The organism is Bdellovibrio bacteriovorus, from assembly GCF_001592755.1.
Classification (GTDB): domain Bacteria; phylum Bdellovibrionota; class Bdellovibrionia; order Bdellovibrionales; family Bdellovibrionaceae; genus Bdellovibrio; species Bdellovibrio bacteriovorus_E.
The window spans coordinates 20,363-36,540 of record NZ_LUKF01000020.1 but is presented as its reverse complement, the minus strand read 5'-3'; the positions used below and the strand labels follow the sequence as shown (position 1 = coordinate 36,540).

The following is a 16,178-nucleotide window of genomic DNA, read 5'->3' as shown; positions in this document are numbered from 1 at the left end:
TGGTTGGATTCTTCTTTGGGCTATCGGCATTCCCGTTCCCGTTTTGATTGTGTTATTCCTCATTCGTGGTTGCACATAGTCGTTAAACTCTTGCAATGCAATAGGAAGACATTGAATCCGTTTTGGAACTGCCTAAGATAGATTTTTCCTGTGGATGAGGCTCAAGACTCATAAGCTATTTATGAGCAGGCATGGTTTTGGCACAGACACATCAACATTAAAATAAAAAATCATTCTTAGGAGATGTTTACATGAAAGCATTGGTTCTTTTTGTCGCTTTGTTCGGATCAACTGCAATGGCAGAACTAAAACCTGTGGGAACATTCGTTCCTTCTGTTTGCGGTTACAATGAAATTCAAACTTTCTGCTTCGGTCGCCGCGTGGGTTTTACAACAGCTTACGCCTCTCTTTCTTCGGCACACGGAACTGAAGTTTACGAAATCGTTCAGCGTGCAAAAATCAATGGTGGCATCAACCCACTTTACACGGCAGAACAACTGACTTTAGAAAATGAAGAAGGCCGTATCAGTGCCGTTGTTCGTGGTCAGAAAAACCGCCCTTATAGCAGCAGCGCTACGGTGACTTATGAAGATGGCACTATCGCCGTCTTCACTGACTTCGGCGCGGTCTTCACGACTCTTTAGTCACGATAAAATTCACATAAAAAAAAGGCGCTGTCTTACCAGCGCCTTTTTCTATTCTGAGGTCAGGCAAAATGGAATTTCGTCTGTTACTAGGCCTTCATGACCGTTTGTTAATTTAAAAGCCGTTCTATTTCTCTGTTAGAACTTTCGCATATCGGAGGTTCTATGAAATACATCTTCGCCATCTGCGCGATTGTTCTGACATCCCTGTCGACCCTAGCGGACACACTTCCAGTTAAAAGCTGCGAGGCTATCACCAACACCCATCTTTTTAAGTTCGAACAAGTGGGTAAAGATATCCAAGCAACTTTGGAAGATAAGAAGTTGCAGCGCTATTCAGATCTTAGCAACCCGAAAGAAGGGAAGCTTAAAATCTTTGGCAAACAAAAAACCACCATTCTTATCGAAGGCAAAGACCTGACGGACTTCGTGAAGCTTCGTTATTTACCGCGAGAACTTCTTGTCGGAATGATGATGGGCCGACCTGAGTATATCGGTGAAGAAGACATTCTTTATTCTTACGCTGACGAGTTTATCGTCGCTTTAAAGTGCAAATAAATAAAAAAGGCGGATGATTCATCCGCCTTTTTTATTATGTATTTAAATCTTTAGATTAAGTATTTACATCGAGCATCTTCACCACTTCTTCGATGTGCTCGGTTTCAAGACGGATCATGCCGCGAATCATCTCTTCTAGGGCCACGTCGTCGGCGCAGTGTTTTAGGACTTCTTTATATTTCGCCAAAGCGCTTTGTTCGAAATCCAAGCTTTCTTTCAAGATATCCAAAACCTTGTGAGTTTTAGTTTCTGGAACTGGGGACACCTTCAAAGAAGGATGACCACCCAAGGCCGTGATCTTTTCGCCAACCATAGAAGCGTGTTGGTAGCCTTCGTTAGCTTGGTCATGGAACCACTTTACAATTGGAATACGGTTAGGTCCTTTGATCATCAATGCATAGTGCAGATAGCGTACTACGCCGGAAATTTCCATCTCGATAATTTCATTCAGTAAAGCGACAACTTTTTGATTTTCATTAGACATACAGGCCTCCAAACAGCTCTAAGAAGAACATTGCCCGCACGGAGTCTCAAGTGAAAACGTATTGAAACCAGTCCTTTGTCGGACAGCGTCTACAGAAATAAAAAGGGAGCTTTTCGGCTCCCTTTTTTTAGTTTCAATTTATTTTTTTATTCATCATCCAATTCATCATCACCGACAACACCAAGGTTGTATTTTTCTATGCGATATCGCATAGATCGGAATGAAATATGAAGAAGCTTGGCAGCTCTCTTTTTCACTCCGCCGGCAGCGTGAATAGCTTTCACCAGAAGTTCTTTTTCGATTTGGCCCATCACCTTATCAAGATCAACACCATCATCCCCGATTTCGATTTCGTTGGATGAAGCCATCTTACGACCTGAAGCTGTGTTCACCATTGGCGGTAAAGACTCAGGAAGGATGGTTGCGCCACCCTCTAAAGCCACGGTGCGCTCGATCAAGTTTTCAAGCTCACGCACGTTACCTGGATAGTCGTACTTCTTTAAGATCTCCATCGCTTCAGCACTGATCGCGCCGATGTTCTTACCTAAGCGCTCATTGTACTTTTTAAGGAAGTGATTTGCGAGCAAAGGCACGTCTTCACGACGCTCGCGAAGGCCCGGAGTTTTGATATTGATGACATTCAAACGATAGAACAAATCTTGACGGAAAGTTCCTTTTTGAACCATCTCTTCAAGATTTCTATTTGTCGCAGCGATGATACGCACTTCGACTTTCATATCTTCCGTCGCGCCCACGCGGCGGATCACACGCTCTTGAATCGCACGAAGAAGTTTTACTTGAATCGTCAACGGCAACTCACCGACTTCATCCAGGAACAAAGTTCCGGTATCAGCCACTTCAAAAAGACCGGCTTTATCGGAAACTGCGCCCGTGAAAGAGCCTTTTTTATGACCGAACATTTCGGATTCCATCAAGTTTTCAGGAATGGCACCGCAGTTCACAGTCACGAACGGACGGTCTTTCAGTGGACCGTTATAGTGAATCGCTTTAGCAACGACCTCTTTACCTGTTCCTGACTCCCCGGTGATCAAAACGTTTGTGGGCGTTTGAGATACGCGCTTCACCATATCGTAAATCGCGTGCATTGCCGGAGAATTTCCGACCATGTTTTGGAAAGAGTATTCTTTAACAAGTTCTTTTTTAAGAGATCTATTTTCGACTTCTAAGTTTCGAGAGCGCAAAGCGTTTTGAATGTTCAAACGAACTTCATCAATCTTAAACGGCTTCGTCAAATAATCGTAGGCGCCCATTTTCATGGCTTCAACCGCAGTTTCCGTTGTACCGAAAGCTGTGATCAACATGAAGACAGTGTCAGGGTAAGATTCTTTGACGTGTTTAAGAAGCTCGATGCCCGTCACATGCGGCATCTGTAGATCCGAAATGATCATATCGAAAGTTTTTTTCGTAAGAAGGTCTTTCGCTTTTTGGCCATCCTCAGCCAAAGTCACTTCATAGCCTTCTTTTTTAAGCATGATCTCTAAAAACTCGCGAATGGATTCTTCGTCATCGACAACAAGAATTCTCGACTTCATGTATACGCTCCCACGTCCTGTGTTCTATTTATTCTCTCAGTTTGCTTTGGGAAAAGTCAAAATAAACTCAGTACCTACGCCGACTTCGCTCTCGACAAAGACTTGTGCTCCATGCCCTTCCAAAATCTTATGAGTCACAGCTAGACCTAGGCCCGTGCCCTTCGGCTTCGTTGTGTGGAAAGGTTCAAACATTTTCTTCTTCGTCGCTTCGCTCATTCCGCAACCGGCATCACGAATGCGCACTTCCACTTCATTGCCTTTCGTCACGGCTTGAACGGAAATTTTCGGCTGTGGACTTTCATTCATCGCTTGGTATGAGTTGATAATGATATTTAAAAAAGCCTGTTTCAATTTATCACGACGACCTAGGATTTTTAAACCGGCGTCGTACTGTCTGACTTGTTCTACATCTGCGCGCACTTGGTTGTTAGAGCGCATAGAGTCCAACACTTCCGTCACAAGTGAAGACAGATCCACCGGATCTGTGGGAGGTGTTTCAGGACGAGCATAGTCTAAGAACTCGGTGATCAAGTTATTAAGACGATCAATTTCGCGAAGAACAATCTTCATCAATTTTCGATCATCTTCATTGGTCACGGTTTGAGTGAGCATTTCAATACTGCCGCTGATACCGGCCAATGGATTGCGAATTTCATGGGCAATCCCCGCCGCCAGTCCACCCACCGCCGCCAGTTTTTCATTCTGACGGGCATTGTATTCCAACTGACGAATTTTAGTTAAGTCATCAAAAAGCGCGATCGAAAGATGGGACTGAAGTTCAGGGCTATAGATTTTTGAAACCGTCAGCCCCAGGATTTTAGCTTGAGCCTCTGCGGAAGGAGCGTACTTCACGTCTTTTTTAACCAAAGCCTCTGTCTTATCTAAATCGGGAAAAAGCTGATAGAAATTTGTGGAAGACACATCCGCCATTCCCAGAATTTCTAAAGCCGAAGAGTTTGCCTTAACGATCTCTCCACTTTCCGTGAACGAGACCATTCCCGTCGGAATGTTTTCAACCAAGACCTCATTAAGTTCCTGGGCAGAGCGCAGACTTTGACCGGTTTTCTTAAGTTCGCTGCCGACAAATTGCAGCTGTTCGCTTAGATAGCCCGACAATCCCGCTACTGAAAAGAAAGCGATGTTATTCAAAGCCAAAAGAAAGAAGAAGTTAAGGGCCTTCATTTCTGGCGAAAACAAAGCCGCACCGGAAAAAAAGATGCTCGTAAAAAGAGCCAGGGTCACGGCGCCGACACCACGACACGCGATACCTGCCAATAAGATGTTTACTAAGTGTAAAAATAAAAACAAAGACTGACTGATTCCCGAATGATAAATCAAAAGCGAAATCAGAAGCGAATCTACGACAAAACCTAAAAACAACAGAAGCGGACGTTGCAGCAATTGGTCCCAGAATGAAAACCAAATCAGATGAAGCCCCAGTGCCACGGTCAAAATAGAATAGAACGGCCCTAAGATGGACCAATTCACGAACCCTTCTTGAACGATGCTGGAAATAACACTGATAACAAGTATAAGAACAAAAAGACTGAGGCGGCCAAACTCCACCATCAGTCCTTGTTCTTTATTGTTCTGCAAAGCAAAACTTAAGCGCATCTATTGAACCACATCCGCCATATTGAAGATCGGAAGATACATCGCAACAACAAGAACGGCGATAATACCACCCAAAACAACCATCAAAAGAGGCTCAAGAAGTGACGTCATGGCTTTAACCGCTGTTTCAACTTCATCTTCATAGAAGTCGGCAATCTTACCCAGCATGATATCCAAAGTACCCGACTGTTCACCGATCGAGATCATTTGCACAACCATTTCAGGAAAGGCTTTCTCTTTTCCAAGAGGTGCTGCAAATGTACGACCTTGAGTCACCGACTCTTTACAGCGAAGCAAAGACTGCTCAATAACGATGTTTCCCGCAGTTTTAGAAGAAATATCAATGGCCTCAATCAGACCCACACCCGAAGACAACAAAGTAGAAAGTGTGCGTGTTAGACGAGCGATCGCCGATTTTTGCACCACTTCACCAAACACCGGCGCTTTCATGATGAAGCGATCAAAAGCATCTTTACCTGCGTCCGTGCGAATCCATTGCGCAAACACAAAAGGGCCCACGATCAGCACAACTAAGTACACGTACCAGTTGTTAATCATTGAATTACTTAAGTTCACCACCATTTGAGTCAGTGCAGGTGGTTCTTTTCCTGAAGAAGCAAAGAACTCCATAAATTTCGGAATAATGAAGACCAAGATACCGGCGATAACAATCATCGCAACAACGATGATGACCATCGGGTAAACCAAGGCGCCTTTAACTTGCGCTTTTAGTTTTTCAGACTTTTCCATATAGCTAGCAAGACGTTGAAGAATGCTATCCAAGATACCGGCTTCTTCCCCTGCCTGGATCATATTCACATAAAGTTTATCAAACACATTGGGCACTTGCGCCATCGAATCGGCCAAACGACGACCGCCTTCGATCGAAGTTTTTACTTGAGCAGAAGCCTCTTTTAAAAGACCCGGACGCAAACCTTCCGAGAGGATTTTCAGAGAGTCCACCACCGGAATACCGGCGTTGATCAAAGTTGCAAATTGACGAGTGAAGACTTGAAGGTCTTTACCATTCACACGCGGAGCAAAAAGTCCGGTGCTGTTTTTTCCCGCAGCGGCGCGAGCCCCACCAAATTGCACGACACGAACAGGCAATAGCTGCTGCGCTCTTAAACGAATGATCGCCTCTTGTTGATTGGCGGCTTCGAGTTCACCTTGAACCACTTGGCCCGAGGCGTTTTTTGCTTGGTATTGAAACTTTGCCATCTTAGATACCTACCTTCTTCAAGAGCTGATCAAGATTGTCGGGATCACGAGAAACTTCAAATGCTGTTTTAAGGTCTACACGACGACGAATAAGATGCTGAAGCAATGACTGATTCAAAGTCAAAATGCCGGAATTTTCTTGCGCGTGATTCATCAAAGAGTCTAAGCCCTTCAGGTCCTCCGCTTCAATGAGGCTGCGCACCTGAGGTTTCATAAGTAAAACCTCGTGAGCAAAAACTTTGGCCCCGGCAAGTCCACTGACGGCGTATTGTCCCGCCGCCAGGCTTAAGATCTCAGAAAAGCGTGGCGCGCCATGCTCACCGAATTTTTCGCCAAGGACGGACAAAGAACGACGAAGAGCATTCGTCAGGGATGGTGCTTTCATCGAGTAAATAACGAAAAGACCACGTTCTGCCAATGTCATGGCTTCAAGTAACGACTCATCATCGGCGAATCCCTCAAAGACCACCATATCCACGCCCGCCATCAGGCTTTCGCGCTCTTCGGGTTTCGAAAAATCGCCGTTGTGATAAAGATAACAAGCCTTCGCTTCTTTCACTTGTGGAAAGGCTTTGCGAGAAAAAACAACGCCCACGAAGGCTTTTTCTTCACTGAGCTTTTGCAGAATTTTATGCAAAGCCCACACCTGCCCGGCTTCACCGGGACCCGAAAGAAGAACCAGGCCCTTCATGCGCGCGCAGCTTTCCATCAAAGAAGGTGGCAGGGAAATTTCCTGACGTCCACCATCTAAATCCATATCCAAGACCGCTTTCATCGTCGTGTCTTGTTGGAAGAAGGAAAAACCAATGCGCACGTTTTCAAAAGAGGCTTCGCCTTGAACCACGCCGGTTGTATCCAGAACAGCCTTCTGCTGATTCGACAAGAGACTTTGTTGCAGAAGATTCCATTCGGTTACCAGCGCAGGAGAAGTGCGAAGACTCGTCCACCCTGAAGACAGCCGAACACGCGGTTCACTGCCCACTACAAATAAAAACTCTTCAGCCTTTTTCGCTTTTGCCTGCAAAAGAAGTTCCGTCAAACTCATTATGTGTCCTTCACTGATGCATTGAGTACTTCTTCAATCGTCGTCAAGCCCCGCTTTAGTTTTAACAAGGCACTTCGACGTAGTGTTCTCATTCCCTGTTCACGTGCTAGATAACGAAGCTGTCCTGTGGAAGCGCCTTTAAGGATCGCCTCTTTCATCTTCTCGGTCATGTGCATAAGCTCAAAGATCGCCGTACGACCTTTGATTCCTGTGTTACTACAGTTCGCACAGCCTTTGCCGCGGAAAACTTTGTAATCACCCACCTCAGCCTGAGGCACACCCAAGTTCAAAAGAATTTGGGCCGGAACTTCCACGGGTGCTTTGCAAGATTCACAGATTTTACCCACGAGACGCTGAGCCACGATAAGGTTCACTGTGGAAGTGATAATATAAGGTGCCACGCCCATTTCTGTCAGACGAATCACTGTCGAAGGAGCATCATTGGTATGCAAGGTACTTACGACCAAGTGACCCGTTGATGCCGCTTTAAATGCGATTTCGGCAGTTTCTAAGTCACGAATCTCCCCCACCAGAACGATATCCGGGTCCTGACGCAGGAAAGATTTTAAGGCGCTGGCGAAGGTCAATTCGATATCGGGGTTCATTTGAACCTGGTTGATACCTTCTAAGTTGAACTCGACCGGATCTTCGGCAGTGGAAATATTCACATCCGGCTGATTCAACTCTGAAAGAGCCGAATAGATCGTGTTGGTTTTACCGGAACCCGTGGGACCTGTGATCAAGACCATGCCTTGAGGAAGGTTGATTTGCGATTTAAAAAGTTTCAAATCGTCTTCTTCAAATCCCAGCTTCGTCATGTCGAGCTGCAAATTCGATTTATCCAAAAGACGCAGAACTACTTTTTCACCCCAAAGTGTTGGCAAGACGCTGACACGGAAGTCCATCTCTTTTCCTTTGGAAGTACGAACTTTCAAACGACCATCTTGAGGACGGCGTTTTTCGGCGATGTCGAGCTTGGACATGATTTTAATACGGGAGGCAATCGCCGCGCCTGTTCCCGCAGGAGGTGCGGTGGCTTCTTGCAAGTTACCGTCGATACGAAAACGCACGCGGTACTTCTTTTCATAGGGTTCAAAGTGAATATCGGAAACTCTTTTACGAATGGCATCAGTTAAGATCGAATTCACGAACTTAACGATAGGGGCATCATCAGTCACACCATCCTGGTCAATGACTTCGGCTGTGGGGTTGTTCACACTGAATTCTTCGTCGAAGCCGTCAGAGCCGATCACGTTTAAGGACTTTGTACTAATGCTTCCGCCATAGTATTTTTCAATACCCGAAGCAATCGCACTTTCCGTTCCCACTACGGCCTGAATACGGCAGCGAGTGATAAAACGTAAGTCTTCTTTAACGATGATATTGGAAGGATCGGCAAACGCAACCACCAGTGTGGTTCCCGCTTTCTGCAAGGGAATCAGCGTGTTCTTTTCGCACACGTCTTTAGGAATAAGGGCGATAACCGACTGATCAATTTCAAAAGTATTCACCTCAACACCCGGAACCGCAAAATGCTTTTCCAGGGCGCGAAGGATTTGATTTTCTTTAAGGAAACCCAATTGAATGATGGCAGACGTCAGTTTATTTCCGGCTTTTTTCTGTTCTTCAATTGCAAGCGACAACTGATCTGCGCGCAGCAGACCCTGCTTAACTAAGATTTCACCAATTTTGAGTGAAGACATATGGCTCCTGTCACTAGACTTACTTTAATACAGGGTGCCATTTTTTGTAACTAGACCGAAGAAGAGTTTTCTTTCAAAAAAGTATTCCAAGTCGCGCGAATTTCCTCGTTTGAAATATCATTGCCCAACTTCAGACGTTGAAACCAAAGACGCGTGAAAGTCTCTGCCACTAAAATGGGCGACAAAACTTTCAAGTCGGCACGCTCGGCTTCCTCTAATAAAAGATTCTCTAGAGGAAAAAGATTTAAATCTAGCGCGTAACCTGAGCGCTTCATGAAATTGAAATAGGAAAGATCCGTTAGCAAACTTTTATTCTGACGCAAATCCATGGTGTTTATCATTATGCCGGCACTCACCGCCTGCAAAGTGAGATCTTCTGGATTGAGGATGTTAAAACGAATGCCCAATTGCTGACGGGACAAGATATTTTTTTGAGGTTCTAACACGGCAGGGTCGCCCACGAGAAAAATTTCAGAGACACCCATCTCAGCAAGAACGCCTGCGGCCACGCGAGCTTCTTTACTCTCGCCCACCACAAACCCCGGCGCTCGAATATCTAAATCCCGGGCTTCTTGCACAAGAACACTGCGAATGGCTTCGTGTAAAATAAGTCGCGGATACCATCCGCCTTCTTCTTTAAAAAAAGAATCTAAAACTTCGGAAGTACGAACTTGCGTCGGTAAAACGCGCAATTGCGGCAGGATTTCATCCGACAAGGACGGCGCAATCTTAACCGCTAGGGCGCCTTCCATGATTTCCGCGGAAAAAGTCGCGTGATGCTCCACAGACCAGCCCAAAGATTTTTGCTGAGACAAAAAATCCAAATACTTTGAAAACACACTTAAGCCCTCGGGGCAAATATCAACGAACTTCAGGGTGCTCATCGAAATACCTGCGAGTTTCAATCATGTCTTTTTGGATTTGTGCCTTCAATTCTTCAATACCGGAAAATTTCATTTCATCTCGGATGAAGTGCAAAAGATAAACTTCCACTTCCATTCCATAAAGATGCGCATCGAAATCAAAAAGATGAGTTTCGATTTTAATGGGCCCTTTGCCATTTTCTTGAAACGTGGGATTCACGCCGATATTAGTAACCGACGGATGCATGTGACTGCCGATCTTAGTCAAAGTGCAATACACACCTTGGCGCGGAGTGAACTCCACGTCTGGATGAATATTCGCCGTGGGCACACCGATGGTTCGTCCGCGTTGAAATCCTTTTTCCACGTGACCGCGCACATAGTAAGTACGGCCCAAAAGCTCATTGGCTTTTTCGACTTCACCGTTTTTAAGTTTTTCACGAATGCTCGTCGACGAAACCACCGCTCCTTGATACTGAAAAGGCGGAATGATGATAAGACGAATGCCTTTTTCTGCACAGAATTTTTCTAGAAAGGGAATATTTCCGGCGCGATCGGCTCCGAATGAAAAGTCATGGCCAACCACCAAAGTTTTAGGATGCAGTTTTTCTACGATGTATTTTTCTAAAAAATCTTGCGGCGAAACTTTGGAAAAATCCTTCGTAAATTCCTCGATGATAACGTACTCAATCCCTCGCTGAGCAAATTGCTCCTGCTGGTCTTTAAGATCGAAAAGACGATAAGTTGCACGCTCCGGATGCAGAACTTTTACAGGGTGCGGATGGAAGGTGTACACCACCGACGGAACGCCAAAATACTGAGCCTCGCGGACCACGTTTTCCACGAGCTGTTGATGTCCCAAATGAACACCGTCAAAGTTCCCTATAGTGACCACGGAGGCCTCTAGTGGAGAGTTCAACTGTTTAACGCCTTGAAGGATATGCATATTTTTCAATATACCTCTTTCTGGGCTCGGCGGTAAGTGCTTTTAATAGTTGAATTTTTTAATAAATTTGCTATGTTGCGACGCGTGCAAAAGGCCTCATTTCAAAACCTTAGAATCCGTCTCGAAGTCCTGCTTCGATTCTTCTCCCGACGCCGCGGATTTTGGCTTCGCTGCCTGCTATGCTGGAGCATCGGATGCCTGGCCCTTTCCAACGACGAGATCACTTCTTACGACCAACGTTTTCAACTGCGCGGAGATCAACAGGCCTCTAAGCAGATTGTTTTAATTACGATCCGTCAGTCCGACTTCGCCACGATCTATGACAGCAGGACCAACTTCCTGGACAACATGTCTGAGGTCACGGATATCACGGATAGCTTTTTCTGGAACAAACCGGTCTGGAACGAATTGCTTCTAAAAATCCTGCGCCAAAATCCCCGCTCCGTCGGTGTGACTTTGTACTTTGGCGACAATATCGGAACCGTCCGCTTAAATCCCGAAGAGCAAAGACTGTTTTTAGATAAACGTGTCGTCTGGGCTTCGACCACGAACAGCTTAGAGCGAGTTCTGACTCCCGCCTTTGCCAACCGTGAACATGACAACTTAGGAAACAACGAAGTTCGTCGCGATGAAGACGGCGTTGTTCGTCGTGTGTTCCCGCAAAGAGCAGAGATGCCTCACTTGGTAGAGCGCCTGACAGGTAAGAAGTTTCCGACCACACTGGCGGGACTTCCGATCAACTATGCCGGAACCAGCCGTGTGTTCACTCAATACACTTTGAGTGAAATCATGTATGACGAAATTCCTTCGAATGCTTTTTCCGATAAGATCGTTTTGATTGGGGCCGAGACTTCTGCGGCTCCGGTGTACATGACTCCCGTGGGAACGCTCTCACGCACGGAGATCTTAGCGCATGTGACGGACACTCTTTTAGGCAATAAGTGGATCAAGCGTCTTTCTTTCTGGTGGTATGCTGCGGGCTTTTTCGTCTTGATGATGATGGCGGTGTTCCTGATCACGACTTATCCGCAATCTGTGGCCTTGTTCTGTATTTTGTGGATCGGAACTTTGCTAGCGGCTCTATCAGCTTGGGTGTTTGATAGTTTTTATTTCTGGTCGCCGGCGTTTTCTCCTTTTGTATTGTTAGGCGCGTGCTGGATCATCTTCATCGGTTATCAGGCGACGAAGATCGAAAAGAAGAACTTCCGCCTGCAACAAGAGCAGCAATACTTGCAAGAGCTGGAACAGCTTAAGAACAACTTCGTCAGTTTGATTTCTCACGACTTGAAAACTCCAATTGCGAAAATTCAGGCCATTGTCGATCGTCTGCTGACCCAAAATGCAGACAACGAATTGGGACAAGACTTACGTTCCCTGCGTATCTATGGCGACGAATTGAACCGCTATATTCAATCGATCTTGAAGGTCCTTCGCGTAGAGTCGCGTGATTTCAAAATTCACACCGAAGTCGGCGATATCAACGAAGTGATCGAAGAGGCCCTGCAAACTCTTCGTCCTTTAGCGCGCGAAAAGAATATTCAAATTCATACGGCCCTTGAGCCGATGTTCTCTTTAGAGTTTGATACGACCTTGATTAAAGAGGTTGTTATCAATCTGGTTGAAAACGCGATCAAGTACACGCCTCGCGACGGCCAGATTGAAGTCGTTTCCTTAGAAGCCGATGACATGGTTCACGTGATCGTGAAAGACACCGGCGAAGGGATTAAACCCGAAGACATGGAAAAAGTCTGGGGTAAGTTCACTCGCGGAAGTGATCAGGATCTCAGAACCAAAGGAACGGGTTTGGGTCTTTACTTAGTAAAATACTTTATTGAACTGCACGGCGGAAAAGTAAAAATGGAAAGCACCGTGGGACATGGGACCACCGTGTCTTTCACTTTGCCGCTCGACTCTGAAATCGCAATGGAAAATGAAACCGAGGTGATCGCATGATGAACAAACTCCACACCCTGATTGTTGACGACGAAGCTGAGTTACGCCGCTCTGTCATTTCGATTTTAAAATCTACGATGCCGGAAATCGATTTTACGATCGATGAAGCTTCTACGGGCAAAGAAGCCTTAGACAAAGTAAAACAACAACAATGGGATCTCGTCTTGATGGACGTTAAGATGCCCGAAATGAATGGCATTGAGGCTTTAACGGCTATTAAAGAGCACGATCCTCGCACCTTCGTAGTTTTGATGACCGCGCACTCGAATCTTCACGATGCGGTTGTAGCGATCAAAGAAGGCGCTTACGACTATGTTGAAAAGCCCGTCAATCCTCAACAACTGACTGAGATTGTTCGTAAGTCTCAGGAAGCGCGGGATTTGGTTTCCAGCCTGGCACTTTCAAATCCGGTTTTTGATGACGACATCGAAAGCGAATTCGTCGGCGGCTCTTCAAAGATGAAAGAAGTCTTTAATTTGATCTATCGTCTTTGCAAAGTCGATACGACGGTTCTGGTGCGTGGTGAAAACGGAACAGGTAAAGAGCTTGTCGCTAAAGCTATTCATTTCAATTCTCCTCGCAAGTCTGGCAGTTTTGTGGCCATCAATTGTGGTGCGATCCCAGAAAGCCTGATGGAAAGTGAACTTTTCGGTCATGAAAAAGGGGCTTTCACGGGCGCGGTGGAAAGAAAAATTGGTAAGTTCCAAATGGCCAATAACGGAACTTTATTCTTGGATGAAATCGGCGAACTTCGTCCCGACATGCAGGTGAAACTTTTGCGCGTTTTGCAAGAGCGTAAATTCACCCCCGTGGGCGGAACTCGTGAAGTAAAAACCACCACTCGCATTATCGCCGCAACAAACCGTAATTTGGAAAAGATGATGGAAGAAGGCACATTCCGCGAAGACTTGTTCTATCGCCTGAATGTCATGCCGATCTTTTTGCCACCATTGCGCGAACGTATCGACGATATTGATGCTTTAACTCAGAACTTTATTAAGAAGTTTTCAAAACAACACGGTCGCACAATCAATGGCGTGACGGATGAAGTTTTGACTTTGCTTAAAGCCTATCGTTGGCCGGGAAACATCCGTGAGCTTGAAAACGTGATTGAACGTGCGTTCATCGTTGAGAACTCGCACCAGATCACCGTGGATTCATTGCCGGAGTCTTTGAAGCTGGCTCCGAAAGAGAGCACGGATAAAACCGCGAGCGTAGGTTACTCTGGCCCGTTGGACTTTGATGCTTTCAAAGAAGAGATGGAAAAAGAGTTCATCATGAGCGCTTTGAAGGCAAATAACGGTCGCATCAATCAAACTGTGGCTCAGGCGAACATTCCAAAGAACACATTATTGCGTAAGATTCGTAAGTATGGAATCAACGTCAAGGATTTTACGAGCGAAGAATAAAACCTGCGGTGCGCAGCACGTCTTCGGCCGAAATGTTTTTCATACAGACATGAGTGCCGATAGGACAGACTTTATGTCCGTGCTTACCGCAAGGTCGGCACGACAATCCCTCGGTCTGTACGACGTAACTTTCGGCAGACCACGGGCGAAAGCCAAACTCTAAAATCGTCGGACCAAACACCGCAATCAAAGGTGTCTCGCAGACGGCCGCTAGATGAGTCGAAGCACTGTCGTTTCCGATAAGCAACGCGGCTCTGGCAATCAATTGGGCTGATTCAATGATCTTCGTTTTTCCAGCAAGCGATTGAGAACCAGGAATGGCCGCGGCTACTTTTTCAGCCAACTCTTCTTCTCCGGGCCCGCCCATAACATAGACTTTAAAGCCCTTTTGCTGAAGAGCTTTGCCCGTATTGATAAAGCCTTCTTCGGTCCAGCGCTTGGTCGCCCACACACTGCCTGGAAAAATCAGAACCGCTTTTCCTTCATCAAAACCTTTGAGGTCGAAGCGCTCTTTGAGATTTGCGTAGACATCCTTCAATTCCAAGACTTGATGACGCAAGCTCATCGAAGCCCATTTGGGCGGCGCCGATAATTTACCGAATTCTTGTGTCGTGAACGGCTTCGCCTCTTTCGTATAATCCGAAAGATCTTTGGCAAGATTTGCATCCTCGGGCGCAAGAAGGCTTAGCTGTCTCATTGCGTCCGGAAGTTGTGCGTTTTTTTGCGTGCGCTTTGAATAGATTAAAAAGTTCCAGGATTTCTGAAAGCTGATTTTGTGTTTGGCTTTGATCTTAGCGTTGAAGAACGCCGTTCTTAAAGATTCATGCGGAGAGATGAGATTGTCGACTTCCACGTAGCGAAGATGTTCTACGATCTTGGCGTAAGAGTCTGCCTTCCCCTTTTCGATTTCAAAAACTTGATCTACTAAATGAGTTTTAAGAAAGAAGTCGCCAAAGCCCTTACGACAGACAAGTGCAAGCTTATGCTGGGGCCACTGCTCCCGGCACTTCTTCAGCAGCGGAATGGAGAGCAGAAGATCTCCAAGAAAGGCTGTTTGCACGACTAGATTTAAGGGCATTCACTATTTCCTCTAAAGACACCTGATCGTAGCACATAATGCTTTTTTCACAAGTCCTCTTCCAGCAGGGACTGCAAGAGCTCTTCGTCAGAATGTGAACTCCCCGATCGTAAAGGTCTATTTCATGAGCACAGGTTGGTCCAAACCACGCGATCACTTGCGTCTTTTGCGAGATCGCCATATGCATTCCTAGACTGTCTCCGGTAATAACAATATCGCAGGCGGCAACGCTGACTAAGCCATCTCGAAGACCTGACTCAGTCGCAGTCGAAATCACGTTTAAATCTTGAGCAATTAGCCGGTTTCTTTCAGTGTCCTCAGGTCCCCCCAAAAGAACGACTTCCGCTTCTGGAAAGTCTTGATGAATACGACGGATCAAGTCGCGGTGATATTCGACGGTGAGTTTCTTATAAGAAATCACGTTGCTACAGCCCGTATTTAGACCGATAACATAGTGTTTTTTATTTTTTGCCAAAAACTCGGATCGGCGTTGCTGGCGCAGGTTTTCTTCTGTCTTAGTTAACGGAAGCCAGTATTCGTCTCTTTGGTAAGTTCCTAACTCAAGGGCTTCAATCATCAACTGAGTTTCAGGCTTTCTATTTTCAAAGAATTTTTTCTGATTGTTAAGCCCTAGCTCCCACAATTCTTTAGCGGCTTCCGTCGCGGGGACGACAGCGCCGTTCTTCCCTTGAACTTTGAAACCGAAAACTTGATCTGCATGAGTACGCTTAAGAACGCCGGCCGCTTTCAAGGACTTATCGATCACGAAAGCGACTTCGAATTCCAGGGCTTCTAGCTGTAAAAGATCGGATTCACTTGTTGTTAGAACACGGTCGATGGCGGGATGATTTTTTAGTAAGTGATGAGCGGGGGCATCCGTTACCCACGTAATCATTGAGCTTGGGTATTTACGTTTGATGGCCTTTAGAAGCGAGGTGCTGCGAACGACGGCTCCTAATGCTCCCAAGTGAACAAGTAACAAGGATATTTGCGGAACGTCTTTCTGAGGGCAACTGTGATTGCAGTCTGAGTTTTTAGCGCAAGGCTTGTATCCCGAGAAATGTCGACAGTCAGTTATGGCCATAGTTTATTCTATGATGAGATTTC

14 protein-coding genes are annotated in these 16,178 nt (G+C 45.9%); 4 read left to right on the top strand and 10 right to left on the bottom strand.

Annotated elements, in window-relative coordinates:
- The first annotated feature begins 251 nt into the window (after positions 1–251).
- On the top strand, positions 252–644 hold the full coding sequence (locus tag AZI85_RS16610; protein ID WP_063245104.1) for a hypothetical protein: 393 nt from the start codon (positions 252–254) through the stop codon (positions 642–644).
- 165 nt (positions 645–809) lie between these two features.
- Positions 810–1,202, top strand: coding sequence for a hypothetical protein (locus tag AZI85_RS16605; RefSeq protein WP_063245103.1), 393 nt, complete (start codon positions 810–812; stop codon positions 1,200–1,202).
- A 55-nt stretch (positions 1,203–1,257) separates the two neighbouring features.
- On the opposite strand, the gene AZI85_RS16600 is transcribed toward AZI85_RS16605, so the two are convergent.
- The 8 genes from AZI85_RS16600 to AZI85_RS16565 all read right to left on the bottom strand — a co-directional run bounded on the left by AZI85_RS16600 (position 1,258) and on the right by AZI85_RS16565 (position 10,631).
- A complete protein-coding gene (locus tag AZI85_RS16600) occupies positions 1,258–1,686 on the bottom strand; it encodes a ferritin-like domain-containing protein (RefSeq protein WP_063208391.1) in 429 nt (142 codons plus the stop codon).
- A 146-nt stretch (positions 1,687–1,832) separates the two neighbouring features.
- Complete coding sequence (locus AZI85_RS16595; RefSeq protein ID WP_063245102.1) at positions 1,833–3,239, bottom strand: sigma-54-dependent transcriptional regulator; 1,407 nt, start codon at positions 3,237–3,239, stop codon at positions 1,833–1,835.
- A 36-nt stretch (positions 3,240–3,275) separates the two neighbouring features.
- Positions 3,276–4,853 carry a two-component system sensor histidine kinase NtrB gene (locus tag AZI85_RS16590; protein ID WP_063245101.1) on the bottom strand — a complete coding sequence of 526 codons (1,578 nt, stop codon included), beginning with the start codon at positions 4,851–4,853 and terminating at the stop codon, positions 3,276–3,278.
- Positions 4,854–6,074: a type II secretion system F family protein gene (locus tag AZI85_RS16585; protein ID WP_063245100.1), complete on the bottom strand. Its 1,221-nt coding sequence runs from the start codon at positions 6,072–6,074 to the stop codon at positions 4,854–4,856. It lies immediately after the preceding gene.
- A gap of 1 nt (position 6,075) precedes the next feature.
- Entirely contained in the window at positions 6,076–7,119 is a 1,044-nt protein-coding gene (locus AZI85_RS16580; protein ID WP_063245099.1) for a hypothetical protein, read from the bottom strand.
- Positions 7,119–8,822, bottom strand: a complete 1,704-nt coding sequence (gene pilB, locus AZI85_RS16575) for a type IV-A pilus assembly ATPase PilB (RefSeq protein ID WP_063245098.1) — start codon at positions 8,820–8,822, stop codon at positions 7,119–7,121. Before pilB ends, AZI85_RS16580 begins: the two co-directional genes overlap by 1 nt.
- 50 nt (positions 8,823–8,872) lie before the next feature.
- Positions 8,873–9,706 carry a hypothetical protein gene (locus AZI85_RS16570; RefSeq protein WP_063245097.1) on the bottom strand — a complete coding sequence of 278 codons (834 nt, stop codon included), beginning with the start codon at positions 9,704–9,706 and terminating at the stop codon, positions 8,873–8,875.
- Positions 9,684–10,631: a bifunctional riboflavin kinase/FAD synthetase gene (locus AZI85_RS16565; RefSeq protein WP_063245246.1), complete on the bottom strand. Its 948-nt coding sequence runs from the start codon at positions 10,629–10,631 to the stop codon at positions 9,684–9,686. The genes AZI85_RS16570 and AZI85_RS16565 overlap by 23 nt, the downstream gene beginning before the upstream one ends.
- A 72-nt stretch (positions 10,632–10,703) precedes the next feature.
- On the opposite strand from AZI85_RS16565, the gene AZI85_RS16560 reads away from it, so the two are divergent.
- Positions 10,704–12,584 carry an ATP-binding protein gene (locus AZI85_RS16560; protein ID WP_063245096.1) on the top strand — a complete coding sequence of 627 codons (1,881 nt, stop codon included), beginning with the start codon at positions 10,704–10,706 and terminating at the stop codon, positions 12,582–12,584.
- Entirely contained in the window at positions 12,581–13,993 is a 1,413-nt protein-coding gene (locus AZI85_RS16555; protein ID WP_063245095.1) for a sigma-54-dependent transcriptional regulator, read from the top strand. Before AZI85_RS16560 ends, AZI85_RS16555 begins: the two co-directional genes overlap by 4 nt.
- Here the strand turns inward: AZI85_RS16555 and AZI85_RS16550 are convergent.
- Positions 13,977–15,071, bottom strand: a complete 1,095-nt coding sequence (locus AZI85_RS16550; protein WP_063245094.1) for a glycosyltransferase family 9 protein — start codon at positions 15,069–15,071, stop codon at positions 13,977–13,979. The genes AZI85_RS16555 and AZI85_RS16550 overlap by 17 nt on opposite strands.
- Complete coding sequence (locus AZI85_RS16545; RefSeq protein ID WP_253721043.1) at positions 14,974–16,155, bottom strand: glycosyltransferase family 9 protein; 1,182 nt, start codon at positions 16,153–16,155, stop codon at positions 14,974–14,976. The genes AZI85_RS16550 and AZI85_RS16545 overlap by 98 nt, the downstream gene beginning before the upstream one ends.
- Between the last annotated feature and the right edge of the window lie 23 nt (positions 16,156–16,178).